Source organism: Streptomyces sp. Y2F8-2 (assembly GCF_014905555.1).
GTDB lineage: Bacteria > Actinomycetota > Actinomycetes > Streptomycetales > Streptomycetaceae > Streptomyces > Streptomyces cynarae.
Genome location: NZ_BNGS01000015.1, coordinates 91,774 through 114,967 on the forward strand (window position 1 = coordinate 91,774; position 23,194 = coordinate 114,967).

General features: G+C 67.3%; 14 protein-coding genes and 3 pseudogenes. 12 read left to right on the top strand and 5 right to left on the bottom strand.

Annotated elements, in window-relative coordinates:
- Nucleotides 1–265 precede the first annotated feature (265 nt).
- The 6 genes from SY2F82_RS36575 (at nt 266) to SY2F82_RS36600 (ending at nt 5,438) form a co-directional block, all read left to right on the top strand.
- On the top strand, nt 266–697 hold the full coding sequence (locus SY2F82_RS36575; RefSeq protein WP_200423405.1) for a GntR family transcriptional regulator: 432 nt from the start codon (nt 266–268) through the stop codon (nt 695–697).
- Nucleotides 694–1,605, top strand: a complete 912-nt coding sequence (locus SY2F82_RS36580) for an ATP-binding cassette domain-containing protein (protein ID WP_200423406.1) — start codon at nt 694–696, stop codon at nt 1,603–1,605. The genes SY2F82_RS36575 and SY2F82_RS36580 overlap by 4 nt, the downstream gene beginning before the upstream one ends.
- On the top strand, nt 1,602–2,558 hold the full coding sequence (locus SY2F82_RS36585) for a transporter (protein WP_200423407.1): 957 nt from the start codon (nt 1,602–1,604) through the stop codon (nt 2,556–2,558). Before SY2F82_RS36580 ends, SY2F82_RS36585 begins: the two co-directional genes overlap by 4 nt.
- Before the next feature lie 93 nt (nt 2,559–2,651).
- Nucleotides 2,652–3,455: a class I SAM-dependent methyltransferase gene (locus tag SY2F82_RS36590; RefSeq protein ID WP_200423408.1), complete on the top strand. Its 804-nt coding sequence runs from the start codon at nt 2,652–2,654 to the stop codon at nt 3,453–3,455.
- An 18-nt stretch (nt 3,456–3,473) separates the two neighbouring features.
- Nucleotides 3,474–4,625 carry an acyltransferase gene (locus SY2F82_RS36595; RefSeq protein WP_200423409.1) on the top strand — a complete coding sequence of 384 codons (1,152 nt, stop codon included), beginning with the start codon at nt 3,474–3,476 and terminating at the stop codon, nt 4,623–4,625.
- Between the two features lie 33 nt (nt 4,626–4,658).
- Complete coding sequence (locus SY2F82_RS36600) at nt 4,659–5,438, top strand: polysaccharide deacetylase family protein (protein ID WP_200423410.1); 780 nt, start codon at nt 4,659–4,661, stop codon at nt 5,436–5,438.
- Between the two features lie 64 nt (nt 5,439–5,502).
- On the opposite strand, the gene SY2F82_RS36605 is transcribed toward SY2F82_RS36600, so the two are convergent.
- Nucleotides 5,503–5,715, bottom strand: a complete 213-nt coding sequence (locus SY2F82_RS36605; protein WP_200423411.1) for a DUF4287 domain-containing protein — start codon at nt 5,713–5,715, stop codon at nt 5,503–5,505.
- 101 nt (nt 5,716–5,816) lie between these two features.
- Nucleotides 5,817–6,389 carry a dihydrofolate reductase family protein gene (locus SY2F82_RS36610; RefSeq protein ID WP_200423412.1) on the bottom strand — a complete coding sequence of 191 codons (573 nt, stop codon included), beginning with the start codon at nt 6,387–6,389 and terminating at the stop codon, nt 5,817–5,819.
- 234 nt (nt 6,390–6,623) lie between these two features.
- Between SY2F82_RS36610 and SY2F82_RS36615 the strand changes: the two genes are divergently transcribed.
- Nucleotides 6,624–7,250 (top strand): nucleotidyltransferase family protein, encoded by a 627-nt coding sequence (locus SY2F82_RS36615; RefSeq protein ID WP_200423413.1) that lies wholly within the window; start codon nt 6,624–6,626, stop codon nt 7,248–7,250.
- Here SY2F82_RS36615 and SY2F82_RS36620 read toward each other — a convergent pair.
- Nucleotides 7,242–7,337 (bottom strand): annotated as a pseudogene (locus tag SY2F82_RS36620) (IS5/IS1182 family transposase); the annotation flags it as partial. The gene SY2F82_RS36615 and the pseudogene SY2F82_RS36620 sit on opposite strands and share 9 nt — an antisense overlap.
- A gap of 487 nt (nt 7,338–7,824) precedes the next feature.
- Between SY2F82_RS36620 and SY2F82_RS36625 the strand changes: the two are divergent.
- From SY2F82_RS36625 to SY2F82_RS36640, 4 genes are all read left to right on the top strand, one after another.
- Entirely contained in the window at nt 7,825–18,822 is a 10,998-nt protein-coding gene (locus SY2F82_RS36625; RefSeq protein WP_200423414.1) for a LamG-like jellyroll fold domain-containing protein, read from the top strand.
- A 13-nt stretch (nt 18,823–18,835) separates the two neighbouring features.
- On the top strand, nt 18,836–19,369 hold the full coding sequence (locus SY2F82_RS36630; protein WP_200423415.1) for an SMI1/KNR4 family protein: 534 nt from the start codon (nt 18,836–18,838) through the stop codon (nt 19,367–19,369).
- 277 nt (nt 19,370–19,646) lie between these two features.
- The gene (locus SY2F82_RS39990; protein WP_374707239.1) at nt 19,647–20,090 is read left to right on the top strand and encodes an Imm1 family immunity protein; all 444 of its coding nucleotides are present in this window, start codon (nt 19,647–19,649) and stop codon (nt 20,088–20,090) included.
- A gap of 807 nt (nt 20,091–20,897) precedes the next feature.
- Nucleotides 20,898–21,479 carry a hypothetical protein gene (locus SY2F82_RS36640; RefSeq protein WP_200423417.1) on the top strand — a complete coding sequence of 194 codons (582 nt, stop codon included), beginning with the start codon at nt 20,898–20,900 and terminating at the stop codon, nt 21,477–21,479.
- A 343-nt stretch (nt 21,480–21,822) separates the two neighbouring features.
- Here the strand turns inward: SY2F82_RS36640 and SY2F82_RS39995 are convergent.
- Both SY2F82_RS39995 and SY2F82_RS36645 read right to left on the bottom strand, forming a co-directional pair.
- Nucleotides 21,823–21,972: pseudogene (locus tag SY2F82_RS39995) on the bottom strand (IS5/IS1182 family transposase); the annotation flags it as partial.
- Nucleotides 21,917–22,072: pseudogene (locus tag SY2F82_RS36645) on the bottom strand (IS5/IS1182 family transposase); the annotation flags it as partial. The pseudogenes SY2F82_RS36645 and SY2F82_RS39995, both read right to left, overlap by 56 nt.
- Nucleotides 22,073–22,226: 154 nt before the next feature.
- On the opposite strand from SY2F82_RS36645, the gene SY2F82_RS36650 reads away from it, so the two are divergent.
- The gene (locus SY2F82_RS36650) at nt 22,227–23,132 is read left to right on the top strand and encodes a tetratricopeptide repeat protein (protein ID WP_200423418.1); all 906 of its coding nucleotides are present in this window, start codon (nt 22,227–22,229) and stop codon (nt 23,130–23,132) included.
- Nucleotides 23,133–23,194 lie beyond the last annotated feature (62 nt).

Here is a 23,194-nt window from a genome sequence, read left to right on the forward strand (position 1 = left end):
GCCCACCGTTCTCGCCAAGCCAGGTCGGGCGCTGTTCGTGCTGGACGAGTTCCGTGCTCAGCGGATCCTGGTGATGACCTGCGCGATCCGGCACGACCGCACGGTCGGCGCACCGGTCACCCGCTCGCTGGTCGCCCACGACCGCTGAGCCACATAGGCACTACTCGTGCACCCGTTCTCCCCTCGGGTTTGACATGGTTGCCGGGCATCCACCATGCTTCCGTTAATTCATTAATACAAGCCTGGTGGAGCCGAGGAAGGCGACGTGATCGACTACCGGATCGACCGTGGCAGCGGCGTACCGGCCTACGTGCAGATCGTCGAGCAGACCGAACGGGCGCTCCGGATGGGCACCTTGGAGGTCGGGGACAAGCTGCCCACAGCCAGGGAGGTGGTGGCGGCGACCGCCATCAACCCCAACACCGTGCTGCGGGCCTACCGCGACATGGAGCAGGCCGGTCTGGTCGAACTGCGCCGTGGCCTCGGAACCTTCGTGACGCGGTCGCTCGCCCGGCCCGGCGCGGAGAACGACTCCCCGCTGCGCCGGGAGGTCACCGACTGGGTGGCCCGTGCGCGCGCCACGGGACTGGAGCGGGCCGATGTCCTCGCCCTGGTCACAGCCGCTCTCGACGCCTACGAGAACGGGCACGACAGCAAAACCCCGGGCGACCGGGAACGAAAGAAGGAGGACGCATGACCGGGGCTGACGCGTCGGCCGCGCTGTGCGCCACGGGACTGGCATTCCGGTACCGGAGGCGGGGCGGCTGGGCCCTACGGGACTGCGAGTTCACCGTGCCCGGCGGTCGTATCACCGCACTCGTCGGACGCAACGGCGCCGGCAAGAGCACACTGCTGCATCTGGCCGGCGGCCTGCTGCGACCCGAGTCAGGGCAGCTGCGTGTGCTGGGCGCCGTACCCGGCACGTCACAGGCCCGCGCCCGCGTCGCGCTGCTCACCCAGGACAAGCCGCTCTACCCGCGCTTCACCGTCGCGGACACCCTGCTGATGGGGGAGAAGCTGAACTCCTCGTGGGACCGGACGACCGCCGAGCGGATCGTCCGCGAGGGCGACATCCCGCTCCACGCCCGCGTCGGCGAGCTGTCCCCCGGGCGGCGCACTCGGGTCGCGCTCGCCCTGGCGCTGGGGAAGCGCCCCGAACTCCTGCTTCTCGACGAGCCGTTGGCCGACCTGGACCCCGTGGCACGAGGCGAGATCATGGCGCAGCTGATGGCCGAGACCGTGGAGCGCGGCATGAGCATCGTGCTGTCCTCGCATGTCCTGCCCGAACTCGAGGAGACCTGCGACTGGGTGCTGGTACTGCGGGACGGCCGCGTCGAGCTGAGCGAGGACGTCGAGGTACTGCGCGAGAGCCATGCAGTGCTGGTCGGACCCGCCGGCCAGGCCGACACCCTGGCCGGACAGCACACCGTCGTGCGGAGCCGTACCCGGGGCAGGCAGCTGACCGCTCTGATACGGCAGCGCGGACCGCTGCGCGGCGACTGGCACGTCGAACGGCCCGGCCTCGAGGACATCCTGATCGGCTACCTCCAGGCCGGTGAGCCGGGTCACCGGGCCCCCGCCGAGTGGACGGAGGCGGCGGCGTGAAGGGCTCCCTCTGGCTCGCATGGCGCCAGCAGCGCGTGTCGGCCGGCATCGGCGCGGCCGCCCTGGTCCTCGCTGCGGCGATCGCCGCGTACTACCGCTCGGGCATGCTGGACGCCCTGCACAGCGGGCTGTTCGACCACTGCGCCACCGGGCCGCTGTACTGCACACGGTCCGACACCGGTCTGCCCCTGCTGCTGGACGTCGAGCCGCTGAAGTACCTCGGGGCGCTGAACATCGCCCTGCCCGTCGTCATCGGCGTCTTCTGGGGCGCCCCGCTCCTGGGCCGCGACCGGGAACTGGGCACACACCGCGTGATCCTCACCCAGGGCGTGAGCCGCGGCCAGTGGTTCGCCTCCCGGTTCGCCCTGGCCGCGGCGACCACGATCGCCCTCTCCGGCCTGCTCGCGGGAGTGTTCGCCTGGTGGTGGCGACCGGCCGCCGACCGGAGCTACGGCCTGTTCTGGTACGAGAACACGGCCCTGAGCGGCTCGGGCCCCCGCGTCGTCGCGGCCGCCCTGTTCGGCCTGGCGGCCGGCACCCTGCTGGGTCTGCTCGCCCGCCGGGTGCTGGCGGCGATGGTCCTGACGCTGCTGGTGACGGGGGCTATGACGCTCCTGCTGGAGTGGACGCACCGGGCCCGGCTGCTGGTCCCGCCGCACACCTATGTCAGCGCCGGCAGCACCCCCAAACCGCCGATGGGTGAGAAGTGGTCGACCGGCGACTACGGCCTGATCACCGCCACCGGCCGCCACGACGACGTGCTGAACTGCCCCTTCCCGTCGGGCGCCCAGCTCAAGGAGTGCATGGCGGCACACGGGTACGTCGCCCGCTTCTACGAGGCCAACCCGGCCGGTGACTACTGGACCTTCCAGTGGACCGACACCGCCGTCCTCGGCGGCCTCGCCGCTCTGCTCACGGTCGTCACCGTGCTGCTCCTGCGTCGCCGCGTCTGACCTCGGCGATCCCATCGGGGCACATCGCCTTCACCCTCCTCTCCTTCCTTCATCCCTCACGGGGATCCCCTTTCGCACGGAGGTCGCTTCGCCATGCCCGCCGACGCCAAGTCGCCGAAGAAGCTGCGCAACAACCGCGCCGCCCTCACCCACAAGACCGGTTACGCCCTGCGCCACCCCGGCCGCGTCATCCCGTACCTGCGCCGGGCCGGCCGGGACGCGTGGCTGCGCCTCAAGCACCCCGACCACGTCGGCTACTACCGCGCCGTGATGGCCTCGGACACCCGCCGCAACCCGGAAGCCGCGGTCGGCAGCAAGACCCACGACCGCTGGCTGGCGCTCGGGCAGATGCAGTTCGACTACCTCATCGAACACGGACTGCGCCCCGACCACCGCATGCTCGACATCGGCTGCGGCAACCTGCGCGGCGGCTGGCGCTTCATCAGCCACCTCGACACAGGCAACTACTACGGCATCGACATCTCACCCGACATCCTGGTGGCCGCCAAGAAGACCCTCGTCGAGCGCCGTCTCCAGGCCAAGCTGCCGCATCTGACCATCACCGGCGACCTCACCCTGGACTTCCTGCCCGATGACCACTTCGATGTCGTCCACGCGCACAGCGTCTTCTCCCACTCGCCCCTGGAGGTCATCGACCAGTGCCTGGCGCACGTCGGCCGCGTGCTGACCGACACCGGGTTCTTCGACTTCACCTTCGACCGTACCGAGGGCACCGAGCACCAGGTACTGCGCGAGGACTTCTACTACCGCACCGAGACCCTCCTCGACCTCGCGCGGCGGCACGGTCTGCACGCGCGGTTCATGGAGGACTGGGAGAAGCGCCCGCACGGCCAGTCGAAGATACGCGTCAGCCGCTCGCCCCTGCCCACCGACTGAACCGGCCCTGGTTCCGACATGCCGTCCGACAGACCGTTTCCCGGACCGCGGAGCGGGCCGGCGCGCCTGGCCGCGATAGACGGGCTCCGCCTGGTGGCAGCGGTCATGGTGGCCGCGTACCACTTCCTCGGGACACCCACCCCTCACTTCTGGGGCAGGGCCGGACTCCGGGATTTCGCGCCGTTCCTGCATGAGATCAGCCGCTACGGCTGGCTCGGCGTCGAGTTCTTCTTCGCCATCAGCGGCTTCGTCATCTGCATGAGCTGCTGGGGGCGGACTCCCGCACAGTTCACCGTCTCCCGCATCGCACGGCTCTTCCCGGCCTACTGGTGCGCCGTACTCCTCGTCGTCGCGCTCGTCCTCGTCTCACGGATGGGCCACTGGCCGGCCGCCACCCGCATCGACCCTCGTACCGTCCTGGGAAACCTGACGATGGCCCCGGGGCCGCTGGGACTCGAACTGGTCGACGGAGTCAGCTGGACGCTCTGGGTGGAGGCCCGTTTCTACCTGCTGATGGCCGCGCTGCTCGTCTTCGGGCTGTCGTATCGGCGGGTGGTGACCTTCTGCGGAGCATGGCTCCTGGCCGGTGTCATCGCCCTCGAACTCCAGTCGCCACTGCTCGACGAATTCGTACTGCCCCGGTACACGGGCCTCTTCGTCGCCGGAATCGCCCTCCACCTCATGCACAGATTCGGACAGAACCTCCTGCTGTGGCTGCTGCTGGGTTTCGCCTGGTCCTACGAACTCACCGCGCTCGAACTCCGGGTGGCCGACCACGCCACCGTACCCCCCGGCGAGAGCCGGCCCTGCTGGGCCGTGTGCGCGGCCGTTCTCACGCTCTGTCTCGGGCTGCTGGCGCTGGCCGGTGTCGGAGGACCGCTGGCGAGGCTGCGATGGCGTTGGCTGGTCACCGCAGGGGGACTCACCTACCCCTTCTACCTCGTCCACCAAAGCATCGGAATTCCCTTGGCCAAAGGCTTGATCCAGGCCGTTCCGAGGCTGGGACCGCTGCCTTCGATGGCTGTGTCCGTCGTCTGCGTGCTGGGGCTGTCCCTGCTCATCCACACAACGGCGGAGCGTCGGCTCGGACGCCTGCTGAGGCATCGCCTGACGCTCGACATGCGGCTTCAGAACCCCGCCGCGAGGCCGACTCCCGCCCGCACGCGGTAATCCCGGGAACTCCATCCGAAGAAGGATCTCGCCATGCCCTTCATCACGCGCACAAGACGCTCTCGCCTGCTCATCGCCGTCGCGACAGGGGTGGCTGTCGTGCTGTCCGTCGCGCTGACTGTGGCCCTGACGGTCACGACCTACGACCACACCTCGCCCCGCGCCGCCCGATCAAAGGCATCCGGATCGGTGGCCGCAAACGTCGACTGCCGCAAGGCGAAGTGCGTGGCCCTCAGCTTCGACGGCGGCCCCAGCCCGACGACCCCCAGGCTGCTGGACATCCTCAAGCGGGACGGGCTGCACGCCACGTTCTTCGTTCAGGGCAAGGGCCACATCGCGAGGTACCCCGACATCCTGCGTCGCATCTCGGACGAGGGGCACGAGATCGGCAATCACACCTGGAACCACAGGAGGCTGACAGACCTCGACGAGGACGATGCCCGTCGGGAACTGACCCGTACACAGGACGCCATCGAGAGGATCACCGGCACCAGGCCCGTCCTGATGCGTCCGCCCGAGGGCCGCACCAACCGTAACGTGGCCGAGGTCTGCCGGGACTTGGGGCTGGCGCAGGTGCTGTGGAGCGTCACGGCCAAGGACTACGAGACGACCGACTCGGCTCTGATCACCGAGAGGGTGCTCGACCAGACGCACCGCGACGGCATCATCCTGCTGCACGACCTGCACAAGGGGACCGTGCCCGCCGTACCGGGGATCATCAAGGCGCTCGAACAACGCGGCTACACCATCGTCACGGTGTCGCAGCTGCTCGCCCCTGCCAAGCCCCGGCCGGGCATGGTCTACCGGCCGTGAGGGAACGCGGCGAACGCGCCCCGCAACCGGGGTCGAGGATGGGTCCCGGGGAACCTGCACCCGGTCAGTCTCCGTCGGTTTCGGCGAGAGTGTGGGCGACGAGGGCGTTGGCGTGGCCATGCCCGAGTCCGTGCTCGGCCTTGAGCCAGGTGACCAGTTCCATGTGCTTGGTCAGGGGCGAGGCGCGGATGAGGTCCTTCCACTCCGCGATCGGGCGGCCGTACTTCTTCTCGATCGAGGGGAAGTAGCTGGCGGGGCCCTTCACTGGTGCAGTCATGCGCGAAGTCCTGCCTGTCATGTCGTAGTGATCTTGCTTGTGTACTTCCAGCGGGGTGTCACGTCCGGAGACGCGACGGCAGGGCGGGTGTGGGAGCCTTGTCAGCGGACGACGTCGAATACGTTCTTCTGCAGCCCGTTGGCGTACGCCTCGTGCTCGACCAGCTTCAGCTTCTGGGCGTCCTTGTCCGTAGCGCTGAACAGACGCTTGCCCGCGCCGAGCAGGAGCGGGAAGACGAGCAGGTGGTAGCGGTCGATCAGGCCGGCGTCCGAAAGGCTCTGGTTCAGGGCGGCGCTGCCGTGGACGATGATCGGGCCGCCCTCGGTCTCCTTCAGCGTGGCGACCTCGTCGAGCGAGCGCAGGATCGTGGTCTCGCCCCAGTTCGACACCAGGTCGTCCTCGGTGAGCGTGGTGGAAACAACGTACTTCGGCATCACCTTGTAATCGGCGAACTCCTCCATGTCCGGCCATACCGGGCTGAACGCCTCGTAGCTGACCCGGCCCATCAACATCGCCGTGGCTTCCTTCTGCTCCCGGCCCTTGATGTCGAACGCCTCGGCGAGGAAGTCGACGTTCTTGAAGGTCCACCCGGAGTTCCGGTAACCGGGCTCGCCGCCCGGAGCCTCCACGACGCCGTCGAGAGAGATGAAGGCAGTGCTGATCAGGGTACGCATCTAAGGTTCCTCCGTCACTCGTGGTTGCTTCACAGTGTCAGACGGGGCACCCCGACGGAACTCATCGCCATCGGACGAGGATTTTCCAAAAAAACCTTTGGCGGGCTGCGCAGCAGGCCGTCGCCCGGCTGATGCTGGGCCGTGCCTCTGTGGCCAGCCGGCCATGTAACTGACGAACCATGCGGACGCGCAGTCCGTAGGCATCGTCGGCCTGCCGCGTGGTAGGCATGAGCGGTGATCGGTCGCCTCCCGCTCGATGAGCAGCTCGCTGTCCTCACGTCCGTGCTGTCCAGCAACGAGGTGCTGCTGGAGGTGCTGAACCGCGCGGCGACGCTGGAGCTGCCCGGCTGGTACGTGACGGGGGGTTGCCTGTTTCAGACAGTCTGGAACGTGGTCACGGACAGGCACCCCGGCAGCGGCATCAAGGACTACGACGTCTTCTACTTCGACGACCGCGACCTGTCGTGGGAGGCGGAGGACGCAGTGATCAGGGCCGTCGGCGAAGCCTTCGCCGGGCTGCCGGCGGAGGTCGAGGTCCGCAACGAGGCACGCGTCCATCTCTGGTACGAGCAGAAGCTCGGCGTCGCATGCGCTCCCCATGCGTCCACTGAGGCGGCCATCGACAGTTTCGCGGCGACCACGTGCTGCCTGGGCGTGCGCCTGGAGTGGGGCGGGCGATGGCGCGTCTATGCGCCGCACGGGCTCTCCGACGTGTTCAACCTCGTCGTGCGCCCCAATCCGGTGCTTGCCCCGCGCGAGGTGTACGAGGCCAAGACGGCTCGCTGGCGACAGCGGTGGCCCGAACTGACGGTGCTCGGCTGGCCCTCGGCGTCGACCATGCTGACGCCTTCTTCAACCTGAGGTGCGGAGGCGACGCAGGCAGATGATGCCGCACGCGAGTTGGAGCAGCCCGAGGTGGAGGTCGGCCTGCCGTTCGTAGCGTGTACGCGCACCGCTGCGCTCCGACGGGCTGCCGGATGACCCGTGACCGCGGGTCCACGCCCGCGCCGGTGCTGCCAACGACTCCATCGCCCGGCCTCCATGACAGTCGGCGCCTCGCCGGCAGAGGGGCCCGCCCTGGACCGGCCTGACCAGACGGGGCCGCAGAGACGGAACCGCACACTTCACATGGGTCACCGACGCATGAAGAAGAGATCCAGGATGTGTGACGGTCAGGCAAAGCGGTTTACAAGTTGCGAAGGGGCGCCGAACAGCAAATCGGTCAGGTTCGGCAAGGATCAGTCAAGCCCTGCACAAGATCAGCTCTTGAAACCGTCCACGGGTCGTTCACGGAAGGCAAGATCAGAGCGTTTTTATGTCGCTCTTAACAACTGGAGTCCTAGCCGTGCCTCTGTGGCCGCCCAGCCGCCGTCTACGCCCCCAGCGCGCCGCGCGGCCCGCACGTCGTGCCCGTAGAGCGCGGCGTTCCATAGCCGTGCTGGTGCTCACCGCGCTGGCGCTGATGCTGACCACCGATCAGGCCCTCGCCGAAGGCATGGAACTGGGCCGGATCCAGCTGCCCAGCCTCAGCCTGTCCTCGCTGGCGTCGTGGTTCACCGACCCGAACTGGGGCAAGCTGCCGCACCAGCAGTCCGGCACCGCGGCCGGCCGGCGCCACCACGTGTCGGCCGCCGCGACCGAGGCGCACCGTGGCGCGGGCCACAAGCCGGGCAAGGGCCGCGGCGAGCTGGCCGCCTACCAGGCGCACCGGCCCACGGTGAAGGCGGGCACGAGCGCCTCGTTCCGCGGCTTCAACGCCCGGACGAGCCAGCGCGTGGCCGCCAAATCGACGGCGCACTCGACGTACTACCGCAACGCCGACGGCTCGTTCAGCCGGAAGGTTTCGCCGTTCCCGCTGAACTACAAGGACTCCAAGGGCGACTGGCAGCAGATCGACACGGACGTCGCCCGCGGCTCCGACGGCCGCTTCGACGAGAAGTCCAACGCCATGGACGTCGCGTTCGCTCCGAAGGCCTCTGACCAGAAGCTCGCGTCGTTCGACAAGGACGGCAACAGCATCGCGTTCGGGCTCGACGGCGCCGCATCGGTCGCCGGCACGGCCAAGGGATCGACGGTCTCCTACCCGAAGGTCCTCCCCGACACCGACCTGCAGCTGACCTCGACGTCCGTCGGTATGCGCCAGGAACTGGTGCTCCACTCGGCGGCGGCCGCCAACTCCTGGGTCTTCCCCCTTCAACTGAAGGGCCTGACGGCCGAGCTCAACAAGTCCGGCGGGGTGGACCTGCGCGACGCCCAGGGCAAGGGCGTGGCGTCGATCCCGTCGGCGTACGCGTTCGACTCGAAGATCAACAAGGTCTCCGGCGAGCGCGCCACCACGCACGCGGTGACCTACGAGCTGATCACCGAGCACGGCAAGCCGGCGCTCCGGATGACCCTCGACAGCGCCTGGCTGCACGCCAAGGCCCGTCAGTTCCCGGTGACGGTGGACCCGGACACCTCGGTGTGGGACTACGTCCACACCACGTACGCGGAGTCGGGCTACTCGCCGGTGGACCGTTCGCAGGAGCAGACCATGAAGGTCGGCTCCTACGACTCCGGTACGCACTCCGCGGTCTCGTTCGTGCAGGACTGGCGGACCAGCTTCGACGGCTCCGGCGTGACCATGGTCTCGGCGAACCTGCACCTGTACGACATCTGGGCGTCGACGTGCACCCCCGAGTCGTTCAACGTCGCGCAGGTGTCGTCGGCGTGGGACCCCACGGACGCCATGACGTACCCCGGTCCTGCGCACGGCGCGTCGATCGGCAGCGTGACGCCCTCGGTGCCCCACGCGTGCGCGAACACCACCAGCAGTGTGACCGGCGGTGACTGGGTGACGGTGCCGCTGGACACGGCGTCCATCCAGAAGTGGGCCAGCGGCACCAGCGCGGACTACGGTCTGGCGATCTACGCCACGACCACGGACAACCTGCACTGGAAGCAGTTCGCCTCGATGGCCAACCCGGGCGACGAGCCGTACATCGTGTACGACTACACCGGTGACATCGCGCCGATGGTCGAGGCGACCTTCCCTGCGAACAACTCCTCGGTCTCCACGGTCACACCCGAACTGCAGGCGTTCGCGGACTTCCAGCAGAACCCGGTCGCGCAGAAGTACGACTTCAAGGTCTACAACTCCGCGGGCACGCTGGTCGTGGACTCCGGCTGGGTGACGACCCCCAACTGGACCGTTCCGGCGGGCAAGCTGACCTGGAACACGACGTACAGCTGGACCGCCCAGGCCTACGACGGCACCAAGTACTCGACCGTGTCCCCGACGTCGGCGCTGACCACCGATGTGCCGCAGCCGTTCATCACCTCGGAGCTGTCGCAGAACAGCAGCGACCACGGCTACGACGCGACGATCGGCAACTACACGACGTCCGACACGGACGCCTCCGTCTCGACCGTCGGCCCCAGCCTCGACGTCGAGCGGGACTACAACTCCCGTGACTTCCGCACCTCGGGAGCCTTCGGCGCCGGCTGGTCGAGCATCTTCGACGCCAAGGTCACCGAGCAGAAGAACGCGAGCGGCACCCTGACGGGTGTCGTGACGACCTACCCGGACGGCTCCGAGGTCGGGTTCGGCAAGAACTCCGACGGTACGTTCTCCGCGCCCTCCGGCCGGTTCGCGATGCTGCGGTCGGTGACCTCGCCGACCGGCTACACGCTGACCGACAAGGACGACACCGTCTACACCTTCACCCAGTCCCTGGGCACGGGTGTGTACGGCATCACGTCCGTGAAGGACGCCAACAACCGTTCGGTCGACTTCACCTGGACCTCCGGTCACGTCACCAAGATGAAGTCCGCGGTCTCCGGCCGCTCCCTGAACCTCACCTGGTCCACGCCCAGCGGCGCGACCTCCGCGCACGTGGCCACCGTGGTCACCGACCCGGTCAACCCGAACGACGGCAGCAGCGCCCAGACCTGGACGTACGGCTACACCGGCGACAAGCTGACCCAGGTCTGCTCGCCGCTGTCCACCACCAAGTGCACGGCGTACGGCTACACCAACGGCTCGCAGTTCCGCACCGAGGTGGAGAACGCCGGCGCGTCCTCGCTCTGGCAGCTCAACGAGTCCAGCGGCACCGTCGCGGCCAGCTCGGTGGGTGACAGCGAGGGCACGGACAACGCGACGTACAACAACGTCACGCTGGGCCAGACCGGCCCGCTGGCCGGGTCCACCGCGACGGCGGCCCAGTTCAACGGCTCCTCCTCCTACCTCGAGCTGCCGCCGAGCCTGGCCTCCAGCTCCACCCAGCTGACCCTGTCGATGTGGTTCAAGACCACGACGGCTCCGGGTGTGCTGTTCTCCTACTCCACGCTGCCGATCAGCAGCAGCATGACCCAGGCCCAGTACACCCCGGGCATCTACGTCGGCAGCGACGGCAAGCTGAACGCGGAATTCTGGAACAGCAACGCCGTCCAGCCGATCGTCAGCACCGCCGCCGTCAACGACGGCGCCTGGCACGAGGTGGTCCTCTCGGGCGCCGGCTCCAGCCAGACCCTGTACCTCGACGGTGCCAAGGTCGGCTCGCTGTCCGGCATGATCTCCTACAGCAACGGCTACCACAGCGCGCTGCAGAACCACACCTACATCGGCGCCGGCTTCCTCGGCGGCACCTGGCCGGACGAGCCGCACTACTCGACCACGGACGACACCGGCTACCCGACCTACTTCAACGGCACCATCGCGGACGCCGCGTTCTACCCGGGCGCGCTGACCGCCGACCAGGTCGCCCGGATCCACACCGCGGCCACCAAGGCGTCGCCGCTGCTGACGTCCGTCACCCGTCCGTCGGGCAAGGCGTTCGCCGGCATCACCTACGACACCAACGCCGCCCGTGTCACCCAGCTGACCGACGAGAACGGCGGCGTCTGGAAGCTCAACCCGCCGACCATCGCCGGTTCCAGCAACACCTACCGGGGGGCGGTGCTGGGCGGTGCCCCCAACCAGTACTACCGCTTCGGTGAGTCCGCGGGAGCCTCGACGGCACTCGACGAAGTGCACGGTGGCCAGGGCACGTACAACGCGGTGACGCTCGGCGCGAGCGGTGTGTTCAGCGACCACACCACGGCGTCGTTCAACGGCACCAGCTCCGATGTGGCGCTGCCCAGCGGCACCGTGCCGGGTTCGGGTGCCGAGTCGGTCGACATGTGGTTCAAGACCTCGACAGCCAACGGTGTGCTGTTCGCCGCCTCGAAGGACCCGTTGACGGGCGGCACCACCCCCACGTCGTACACGCCCATCCTCTACGTGGGCAGCAGCGGCAAGCTGTACGGCGAGTTCTACTTCGCCGGCGGCTCCACCAAGCCGATCGGGTCCGCGTCCGCGGTGACCGACAACAAGTGGCACCACGTGGCCCTCTCCACGTCCGCCACCAGCCAGTCCCTGTACCTGGACGGCAACCTGGTCGGCACCCAGACCGGCACCGCCGCCATGAGCGGTCAGAACTACACCTACGTCGGCGCGGGCTTCCTCGGCGGCAACTGGCCGGACGAGGCGCACAACAGCTCGACCAGCAACACCGGCTACGCCACCTACTTCAAGGGCTCCATCGCCGAGGCGGCGTTCTACCGCTCGCAGCTGTCCTCCGACGACGTGGACGCCCACTTCCAGGCGGCGCAGAACTCTTCCGGCCTGCTGCCGGTGAAGACGGTGACGGTGACCACGCCGACCAACGCGACGCTCACCTACACCTACGACGTCACGCACGGCAACCGCGCGCTGACCGAGACCGACGCACTGGGCAACAAGACGAGCTTCGGCTACGACACGGCCGGCTTCGAGCACACCGTGACCGACCCCAACGGTTCGATGACCGTCACGGGTCACGATGTCCGCGGCAACATCGTCTCCTCGACGTCCTGCCAGGACCAGGCCGCGAACAAGTGCAACACCGAGTACTACACGTACTACCCGGACGACACCACGGCCCAGCTGACCACCGCCGACCCGCGGAACGACCAGCTGCTGACCGAACGTGACGGCCGTTCCTCGTCCGCGACCGACAACACCTACCTGACGTCGTACACCTACGACTCGGCCGGCAACCAGACCGCGATCACCGGTCCAGCCGTCCCGGGCTTCCCGAACGGCCGTACCACGACGACCGTCTACAGCGACGGCACCAGCGCCTACCCGTCCGCCGACGGCGGCGTGGTGCCCGCGGGCCTGCCGGTGAAGACCATCAGCCCCGGTGGCGCCGTCAACCAGGTCTCGTACTTCAAGAACGGCGACGTGGCCTCCACCACCGACGCCATCGGCCTGGTCACCCAGTACACCTACGACGGCCTGGGCCAGGTCACCACCCAGAAGGTCGTCTCCGACACCTACCCCAGCGGCCTGACCACCACCTACAAGTACGACGCGGCCGGGCAGGTGACCGAAGAGGACGACCCGCAGCTCACCGACCGCGTCACCGGCGCCACACACGCCGCCGTGACCAGCACGGTCTACGACGAGGACGGCAACACCACCTCGCAGACCGTGGCCGACGCCAGCGGCGGCGACCGCTCCCGCACCCAGACGTGGACCTACGACCAGTACGACCACGTGGCGACCGAGTCAGACGCCAATGTGGCCGCAGGAGCGTCCTACGGCAACACGACGACGTACACCTACGACTCGTCCGGCAACAGGACCAAGGAGGTCACCAGCGCCGGCAACGAGACCCAGTACACCTACGACGCCGAGGGCAACCTGCTCACCCAGGGCCTCATGTACAAGGGTGACCCGGTCAACCCGCAGACGCCGACCCTGCTCGTGGAGTCCTCCCGGGCCTACGACCCGGCCGGGCGCCTGGCGTCGGTCACCGACGCGATGGGCAACACCACGTCGTACACCTACACCGACGACGGCCTGACCTCGACGGTGAAGCGGACCAGCGCCGACGGCCAGAGCACCTACGTGCTCGAGTCGGACACCTATGACGCGGCCGGCAACCTGCTCTCCCAGACCACGGACAACGGCGAGAACGTCACCAAGTACACGGTCGACGCCGCCTCCCGGACCACCTCAACCGAGGACGACCCGACCGGTGTCGACCGGGTGACCACCGTGTCGTACACGCCGGACGACCAGGTCGCCACCGAGAACGACCACGACGCCTCGGGCTACGACCGCACCACCACCAACACCTACGACGACATGGGGAACCTGCTCAGCGAGACGCTGTACGGGGACGCCTCCGGTCACCCGGCGGGCTGGTGGAAGCTCGACCAGTCGTCCGGCACGTCCGTCACGGACGCCTCCGGCACGGGCAACACCGGTCAGGCCACGGGCGTCACGTGGAGCGACAGCGCCGCGACCTTCGACGGCACGACCTCCACGGGGATCGCCACCAACGGTCCGGTCCTGGACACCACCACGTCGTACACCGTCTCGGCGTGGGTGAAGATGAGCTCGCTGCCGACGCACAACGCGGCGGTGGTCGCGCAGACCGGTAGCACGAACAGCGCGTTCATGCTGCAGTACAACTACACGCACACCAACGCGCCGCTGTGGGGCCTCGTCGACACGAGCAAGGACGCGGCCAGCCCGACGTTCCCGGCGGCGTACTCCTCCGGCGCGCCGACGAGCAACACCTGGACGCACCTGGTCGGTGTGTACGACTCCACCACCGGCGCGATGAAGCTGTACGTCAACGGCGCCCAGTCCGGCTCGGGCGGCACCAACACCACGCCCTGGGCGGCCACCGGCCCGCTCACGATCGGCCAGGACAAGTGGGCCGGCGCCGCCGACGACGCGCTGCCCGCTTCCGTCTCGAACGTGCAGGTCTATCAGCGCGCACTGTCGGCCTCCGAGGTCTCCTCGCTGTACGGCAAGGGGCGCACCGGCGGCACGGTCGGCTCCTCCGACGCGCAGACCACCAAGTACACCTACGACAAGAGGGGCCTGCCGACGTCCATGACGGACGCCGAGCAGCACACCACCAACTACTCCTACGACGAGGCGGGCAACCTCGCGGTCACCACCGCGCCCGCCGTCCAGGCGGAGCCGGACGGCACCACGGCCTCCACCGTGCGCCCGGTCACCACCAGCGGCTTCAACACCTTCGGTGAGGCCGTCGAGGAGCAGGACCCGAACGGCCTGGTCACCACCACGGCGTACGACGCAGAGGGCAACAAGGTCTCCGAGACCCTGCCGCCGTACACCCCGGCGGGCGGCTCGACGGCCAACGCGGGTACCACCGTGTACACGTACGACAGCGAGGGCAACCAGACCTCCGTCACCACGCCGGGCGGCAAGACCACCTCCTACCTGTACGACCAGATGGGCAACGTCGCCCAGACGACCGCACCGGACGGGACGAAGACGCACGCGACGTACGACGCGGACGGCGATCGGCTGTCCGCGACGGATCCGACCGGCGCGCAGACCCAGGCCACGTACGACTTCCTGGGCCGGCAGCTGACGCAGTCGACGCTGGAGCGCTACCCGTCGACGAAGACGCTGACGACCACGAACTCCTACGCGGTCACGTCCGGCAACCCCTTCGGAGCGCACCTGGCCTCGACGACGTCGCCGGGCGGTGTGACCACGTCGTACGGCTACAACCGGACCGGTGACGTCACCTCGGTCACGGACGGCGCGGGCAACACCACCCGCTACACGTACGACTTCATGGGCAATCGTCAGAAGACGATCCTCGCCGACGGCACGTACACCGAGACGGACTTCAACGCCTCCGCCGACCCGGTGGTGACGAAGCAGTACGACGCCGGTGGCACGAAGCTCTGGGAGACCGACCAGCAGTACGACGGTGTCGGCAACCTGATCGCCTCCACCGACGCCAACGGCCACACCAGCCACTTCACCTACGACGCGGCCGGTACCGTCACGCAGGAGACCCAGCCGGTCGACGCCTCCACGTCGATCACCACGACGTTCGGCTACGACGCCGCGGGCAACCGCACGCGCTTCACGGACGGCCGTGGCAACTCCTGGCGGTACACGTACACGCCGTGGGGCCAGCAGGAGAAGGTGATCGAGCCGACCACCGCCAAGTACACCTCGGCGGCCGACTCGACGACGACCTTCGCCTACGACGCGGACGGCCAGCTCACCAACGTGACGCTGCCGGGTGGCGTGACCACGTCGATGACGTACGACTCGCTGGGTCAGCTGCAGTCGATGTCCGGCCAGGGCGCCGACGCGGCCTCCGCGACACGGCACTTCACCTACGACGCCGACGGCCGGGTACTGTCCGCGGACACCGACGAGGCGGGCATCTCCACAGCGGTGGACCACCAGGCGGCCACCCACGAGCAGTTCACCTACGACGACCGCAGCAATGTGCTGACGGCGTCGGGCACGGGCGGCTCGTCCAGCTTCGCCTACAACAACGACGCCCAGATGACGTCCCGCACGGACGCGGCGGGCACGACGACGTACGGCTATGACACGGCCGGCCGCCTGTCGTCCCTGAACGACGCCGCGACGGGCGCCCAACTGACGTACAGCTACGACAACCTGAACCAGCTGAAGACGATCAAGTACGGATCGACGGGGCAGACCCGCACCTTCGGCTACAACAGCGCCCACGAGCTGACCAGCGACACCCTGGTGCAGGGCGCAACGACCCTGGCGAGCTTCGCCTACGGCTACGACAACAACGGCAACCTGACGTCGAAGACGACGACGGGCGTGTCGGGTGCGTCGTCGAACACCTACACCTACGACTGGGCCAACCGCCTGACGTCGTGGAACAACGGCACGACGACCACGCAGTACGCGTACGACGCCTCGGGCAACCGCATCCGCAACGGCTCGAACGTCTACACGTACGACGAGCGGGACGAGCTCACCTCGGACGGCGTGCACAGCTACGACTACTCGGCGCGCGGCACGATGACGCAGGAGTCGTCGGCCTCCGGCACGATGGCGTACAAGACGGATGCCTTCGGCGGCCAGATCGTCGCCGGTGAGCAGTCGTACACGCTGGACGCGCTCGGCCGGAACGTCTCCGACCGCGACACGAGTACCGGTACCACCCGGACCTTCGCCTACTCCGGCGCGGACAACACGATCGCCTCGGACGGTGACTACACCTACAGCTACGACCCGGCGGGCGGCATCGTCGGCATCAAGCCGACGGGCGGCAGCGGTGTCCTGGCCCTGACGGACCAGCACAACGACGTGGTCGGCACCTTCACCTCGGGTGCCACCTCGCTGGCCGGCTCGGTGTCGTACGACCCGCTCGGCAAGGTGGTCTCGCCGACCAACACGGTGACCGGCCACCTGGGCTTCCAGTCCGGCTGGACGGAGCCCGGCACGGGTGACGTCGGTACGGCGTCACGCTGGTACAACCCGGGTACGGGCCAGTTCCTGAACAAGGACAGCGTCTCGCTGGACCCGGTGCCGAACTCGGTGGCGGCGAACCCGTTCGCCTACGTCGACGACAACCCGCTGGCGGGTACGGACGACTCGGGTCACTGCTCCTGGTACGACGTGGTGTGCGGGGCCAAGAAGGTCGCCCACCACGTGGCGCACGCCGTCAAGCACGCGGTCCACAAGGCCTACCACGCGATCAAGCACGTGGCCCGCAAGGTGGTCCACGCGGTCAAGCACGCGGCGCACAAGATCGCGCACCGGGTGCGGGACGTGTACCGCGCCACCGTGCGAGTGGTCCGGCGCGTCTACCACTACGCGGCCAGGCACGTCAGACGCATCTATCACCGAGTGGTCCATGCGGTTCACTCCGCCTACCACAAGATCTCGCATGTGGTGCACCGTGTGGTGCACGCGGTGAAGAAGGCGGCGAAGAAGATCGTCCACGCCGTGAAGAAGGCCGCACACGCGGTCGCCCACGCGGCCAGGACGGCCTATCACGCCACCGTCAAGGCCGTGAAGACGGCGGCGAAGTTCGTCAAGCACCACGCCGCGGCGATCACCTCCTTCGTGGTCTCCACTGCGGTGTTCGCCGGCTGTGAGGCGATCACCGGCGGCGTCGGCTCCATCGGCTGCGCGGCCGCCGCGGGCGCGGCCGGCTCGCTGGTCGAACAGGGCTTCAAGTGCGCGGAGAACGGCGGGGGAGACTGCAGCGTCGGCGCGTTCGCGGGCTCGGCGGTCACGGGCGCCGTGGCCGGCGCGGCCGGCGGCATCCTCGGCAAGATCGGCGGTTCCCTGCTGGCCAAGGCGGCCCCGAAGGCGATGAAGGTCGTCGGCGGCCTGTTCGGCAAGGGCGTGACGGACGCCGGCGAATCAGCGGCGGCTGATGCCACGGACGGAGCGGCATCCGCTGCGGAAGCGGAGGAGGCCGGGACTTCGGCTCAGTCGCATTCCGACGATGCGGGCGGTGCCGGCGAGGAGTCCGGTCGCAGCTGCCCGATCCCGCACAGCTTCACGGGGTCCACCCGAGTGCTGATGGCCGACGGCACGACCAAGGCGATCGACCAGATCAAGGTCGGCGACACCATCGCCAACTCGGTCCCGGGCGCTGCGGGCACCGAAGCGCACAAGGTCACCGATGTGATCGTGACGCACACCGACCACGACTTCGTGGACGTGACGATCAAGCGGTCCGCGAAGGCCGGTGCCAAGGCGGCGGCCAAGTCCGTGGCCAAGAAGGCGGCCCGCAAGGCGGCGTTCGGCCTGGCGGCGTCGGCTGCGATCCTGGGCGCGCTCTCGGCCGGCCACGGCCACGGTGATGCGCATCAGTCGGCTACGGCGTCGGTGGCGGCGGTCAGCAAGGTGTCCTCCGAGGCTGCGGTCAAGACCGATGAGGGCGCGAAGGCCACGCAGGTGGCTCACCTGACGACGACCTTCCACCACCCGTTCTACGACGAGACCCAGTCGGCCTTCGTCGACGCGAAGGACCTCAAGCCCGGCGACGTCCTCCAGACGCCAACCGGCACGGCCGAGGTCACCGGTGTCCGCCTGTACCACGCGAACACCACGACCTACGACCTGACCATCGGAACCCTCCACACGTACTATGTGGAGGCCGGGGACACGCCGGTCCTGGTACACAACTGCGGCAGTGGTTACAACGCAGCCGGGAAGCCGTGCGGGTGCGGGGCTCCGCGAATATTCGCCGTTGATTCCGCTGGCGAGACTACCGTTATGCCGGTCCACGAGATTGACACAGCAAGGTTCCCTGATGTGGCTGACAATTTCGATAATGCGATCGGAAATGGTGAGAGTCCGATCGTGAACCGTATGGCGGGCAGGGCTAAGATCAGGGCGAACCGTAATGCCGCGCAAGCGGGACAGCCGCGTCCCAGTAGCCTGGGTACCGATGCCAATGGTGGTGCGTTGTCTTGGGAGGAGTATCCGTTCGCCTCGACAACCCAAGGGGGTTCTGGTGCGACCCTGAGGCTGATCAATCGCACTCAGAACACGACGCATGGACGAGAGTCTCTGTGGCCGTTCCTCCGCGATAACGGAGTCAACGACGGAGACCCGTACTACGTGCGGACCAAGTAAGGATTTCGCGAAGATGCTGGATGTCGAACTCGAGCGATTGACTGCCCATCTTGACAGGTTGGGCAGGCCGGTCGTCGCATGGATGTTGCCGGGGGTGGACATGGATCACGTCTCATCGGTCCTCGGCGAGCCTGTTCCGGATTCTGTTGCGAGCTGGTTCCGCTGGTGTAACGGCATTGCCAGCGTGGAAGGCCAACTCCAGGACGATGTCAACGCGATTCCGGGGTACAACCCCCTTTCCATCGAAGAAGGCGCTCGTATGATGGCCTCCTACAGCGGTGATCCGGTGTTGGGGGACCACTGGGTGCCCCTTCTCGGTAGTGCAGGTGGCGATCTCTATGCTGCCGTCTGGACTCCTGGAGAAGAGGCAGCGGTTGTCGGGGTTTTGATCGGGGAACCGACGGAGGTCGAGTTCTCGACGATCGAGCAGATGGTGACGTTCTTCAACCACTGCTTCGACAGCGGAGCTTTTTCCGTGGACGGAGATGGTCGGTTGGCCATGTCTCCGGACCAATATGACGAGATCTACGCGCGCATTGTCGGATAGAGATCCACCTCTGTCGAAGATCGAGGGAGACACAGGGCCGACGTCACTGAGGCGACGGCCCTGTGTGTTTGGTATCGTCAATAAGTGAAGTGACTAGGAGTCCCACTGGGGCCCCTATTGTTCACGGCCGTCGAGGATTCGTCAGACAGCTTCATGACGGGCGCCGGTCGCGGCGTGATCCAAATTCGATAATTCGATGAGCGATTCTGTCTCTGCAGAAGGGATGCATGCGACGGTGACCGACAATCGGCTAGAGGCCCGTTATCGTCGCACCGACATGCAGAACCCCGTTCTGCTTTCTACGTCGGGTGACGTAGATCGCCTCATTGATGCTCTATTGACGGGGCCGGCACTCCATGACGCAGTACATATCGTGTCAAGGGCTCGATCGCGAATGTCGGCGGGATTCCCGGATCACGAGCTGTATGTCGGAGTCAGCAAGGATCTCAATGTGGGTGCGCTAGCTCTAACGGCGCCCGAGGCCGGACATATCGCTTCAGTGGGCGCCCCTGGCTCTCGCAGCGGTGTCGCATACCATGTCGCCGGGCATTGGACTGAGTTTCCAGATAATTCGGAGATTCCAGTCGTTCTCGTTCGAGAGGCGGTTAAGGAGTTCTTGCACTCCGGAGGAAGTATTCCGACGTGCATTGAATGGAAGCCCTTTGAAATCGCCGATGAAGGTGTAGAGGATGACCCTTGGGGGTCCCTCTCCGACCAGTGAACCTCGGCGCGATGCCCAAGCCGTACCGGCAGAGGCACTGAACTTGGTCGATCTCTAGGCCAAGGTTCTGGGCGTCTTGACGGCAACGCCAGTGGCTGCCAAGAGCCCCCACCTGTGGTTCGTGGTGGGGGCTCGCGCGTTTTTTGCGTGGTGTGTCAGTCGGATTCAAGGCGCCGCGCATCCGCGCGGCGCGGCGCCCGCTCGGCCTGTGCGCCGCCGCTCCTGCCTCCGTCCCGCTCCGGCCCGCAGCCCGCACGGGCGCCACAGCCGGCAACGCACGCCAACCCGAGAACAGGTGTGGGGCTCTGCCCCACACCCCGGCCCTCTCTCGGAGGGGGAGGAGGCCGGCGGTCGTGCGCGGGTGCGTCGTAGCGCGGGGATGAGTGGCTGCCGCGGGTGGGCCCCCCTCCTCGGCCGGGCCCCGGAGGCGTACCAGGAACCTCCAGGGGCCGCCAAGGCCGGGCGCAAGCGTCACGGTGTGAGCCTTGGCGGCCCCTGGAGAACCCTGGTCCGGCGAAGCTGCCCGCCCGAGGAGGGACCTACCCGCTCCGGTCAGTCGTGTGCCGGTAGGCCGGTCGGCAATCCGCACAACAGGCGCGGCTGTTGACGGCAACGGTGACGGCAACTGGGACGTACTGCAGCGCACATCTACAGACGCCGACGGACCGTCTATTCCTCCTTCACCTGCGAAAACGCAGGCAGGAACGGCCTGGCTTCCACACGTACTATGCGGAGGCCGGGACCGCACCGGTCCTCGTGCACAACTGCCTCACATTGTTCGCTCATGCACGGTTGGACGGTACGCCTATGCCTGACCAAACATTGGCCCCTATGCGGGCCCGCGCCGAGCGCTGGTTCTCCGTGGCGGTAGCCACTCGTGTGAATTCTGTGCTGTCCGTCTTTTTTGAAAAACTCTCCAGTCAGGAGGATTCCTTTGCCGCTGTGCAGGTGGTCGAATCCGCTTGGCGTGAGGCCGCTGGCCAGGGTGAAGAAGCCGGATTCCAGTTGGAGTCCATCCCCCTGCTGGAGCGGCTCAAGGGGAAGGCGATTTCGCTGGACAATCCCGCCGGGGCGGCCGTCGCTGCTGCTGCCGATGCCGCCCTCCTCATCTCGTCGTACCATCGGGATGACAATCCGCGTGTCGCTGAAGTGATGGCATCCGCGCTTACTGTGGCACTCGAATTTGACCGTCATGGGATCGCTGCACCAGAGGGGTACGCTAGTTGGCTGTCATTTGAAAGCCTTGGGCATGCCGACCTGGCCAACCTCGTTTTTGGAGATGAGGCAAGGCTTGATCCTGGCGACTCATTCGAGATCAGGTTCAAGAGCGGGGAGGATTCGATGACTTACCGCAACTCGATCAAGGCATGGCTTCGCGACGTCCGTTAGTACCGCTTGGTACTCGGCAGCGTTTTGCTGCTGGACTTGATCGAGCGATGGTGATGTCGTCTCCTGACGGACGGCTTTCTGTGCGCCAGCTGCTCTGTGCGTGTGAGGTGTGCGCAGGGCAGCGTTCGCTTCGGTGGTTCGGCCGCTACCCAAACTTGAAAGCATGATGTCGGTCAACCGTCTGCGAATCAGGCCGGTACTGACGGGACAGTCGGCGAAGACGGTGGAGCAGTGGGACAACGAACTCCGAGAGTTCCTGGCCGGGGGACTACTTAGGCTCGTCCCGTAACCGGTCTTCGAATGGGCATGGATCAGGTCGGTTGCCGTGCGGCACCCTCGGCTGTCCGGCGAGGGCGAGGTTGTGCAGGTGGGCGATGCCGCTCATGGTGTGGTGTACACCTTCACCCTTGAGTCGGCAGTCGCGCAGGATCTCGACCCCGGTCCTCCAACTGCGGCCCCCAGGGCCGGCCCTTGTGGACCGGGTCCGCGCCCTCACGCCGCAGCGCGGTGATCAGCTTGCGGAACTGCCGTGGGCTCAGCCCGGTGAACGGGGCTATCCAGGACGGTTCCGACGCCGCAATCACTCCTGCCACAACAAGATCATGGCATCGTGTCCAGGGAGCGATGGGGGACGGCCGACAGAGGCCTGACCAGGGGTACCCTCGGACGATGTCGAATCGGGCGGTAGCAGCTGGAGTAGGTCTCGCGCGGGTGATGGCGCACTGCGGGGGCAGCCCATCAGCAGCCGTGCACTATCTGGCGGGCGCCATCGCCTCCGGACCTGAGAACCCTGAACCCTATGCGGTTCTTGCCGAGTTGTGGAGCGACAAGCCGTCGGAGCTGGCCGAGGTCGTTCAGGGGGCCGACTCCTTGAGGACGGTACTGGCGCAGTCATACATCAGCTTCCTTCAGGACGACATGGACGGCGCGGCGCTGTCGATCGGATCGGTCACGGGTGTGCGACCCGACATCGCCTGGGCCAAAGCCCCCTGGTTCAGCGATGAACGATTTCTCGGTGTGGTGAGTGCCGATGCCCTGGCCGAGGCCGCAATGCGGACGATGGACTATGGCCATGATCTGGACACCGAAAGCATGCGGGAACGATTTCACCCCTGGTTCGAAGCCATCGACGTGGTCTCTGCCCGCCAGCCGTTGCCGGAGGCCTTGGCCAAGATGGCGATCTTGCTGCGGGCATGCGGTCTCACCGATGCGTCGTCTGCCCTCTGCGACCAGGCGGACTCCGTTGAGCGGATCATGCTGACGGAAGTTGTGCGAGCGGGCACGTGGCGCAAGCTGGGTGATCTTCAGCAGACCGTGGCGGCGTTCGAGCGCGCTCTTGCCCTGGAACCGGCCAACTGGTCGCTCTATCTCGACCTGGCCGATGTGCGTGCTGAGCAGGGCGATTTCACCTCTGCGGTCTGGCTGATCGAGCACGGGATGAGGTACGAGCCGGCTGAGCTCTCACTTCGCGCGGCCGGGGCTGCCTACCGTGCACGACTGACCGGCTCGCGTGCCGATCTCAGCGAACTCATCGAACTGGCGCCGAATCTGCCGAACGACTCGTACCGGGACCTGCTGATTGATCACGCTTGTGCTGGTCCCGCGCTGCCTGCCGAGCTCGTGGCTGCGGCCCGGCGCGTCCAGAACAGCTGAGGCTCCGCTCCTCCATGGGCAGCAGCTCCAGTCAACAAGTGCCCAGCGGCGCGACCCAAGAC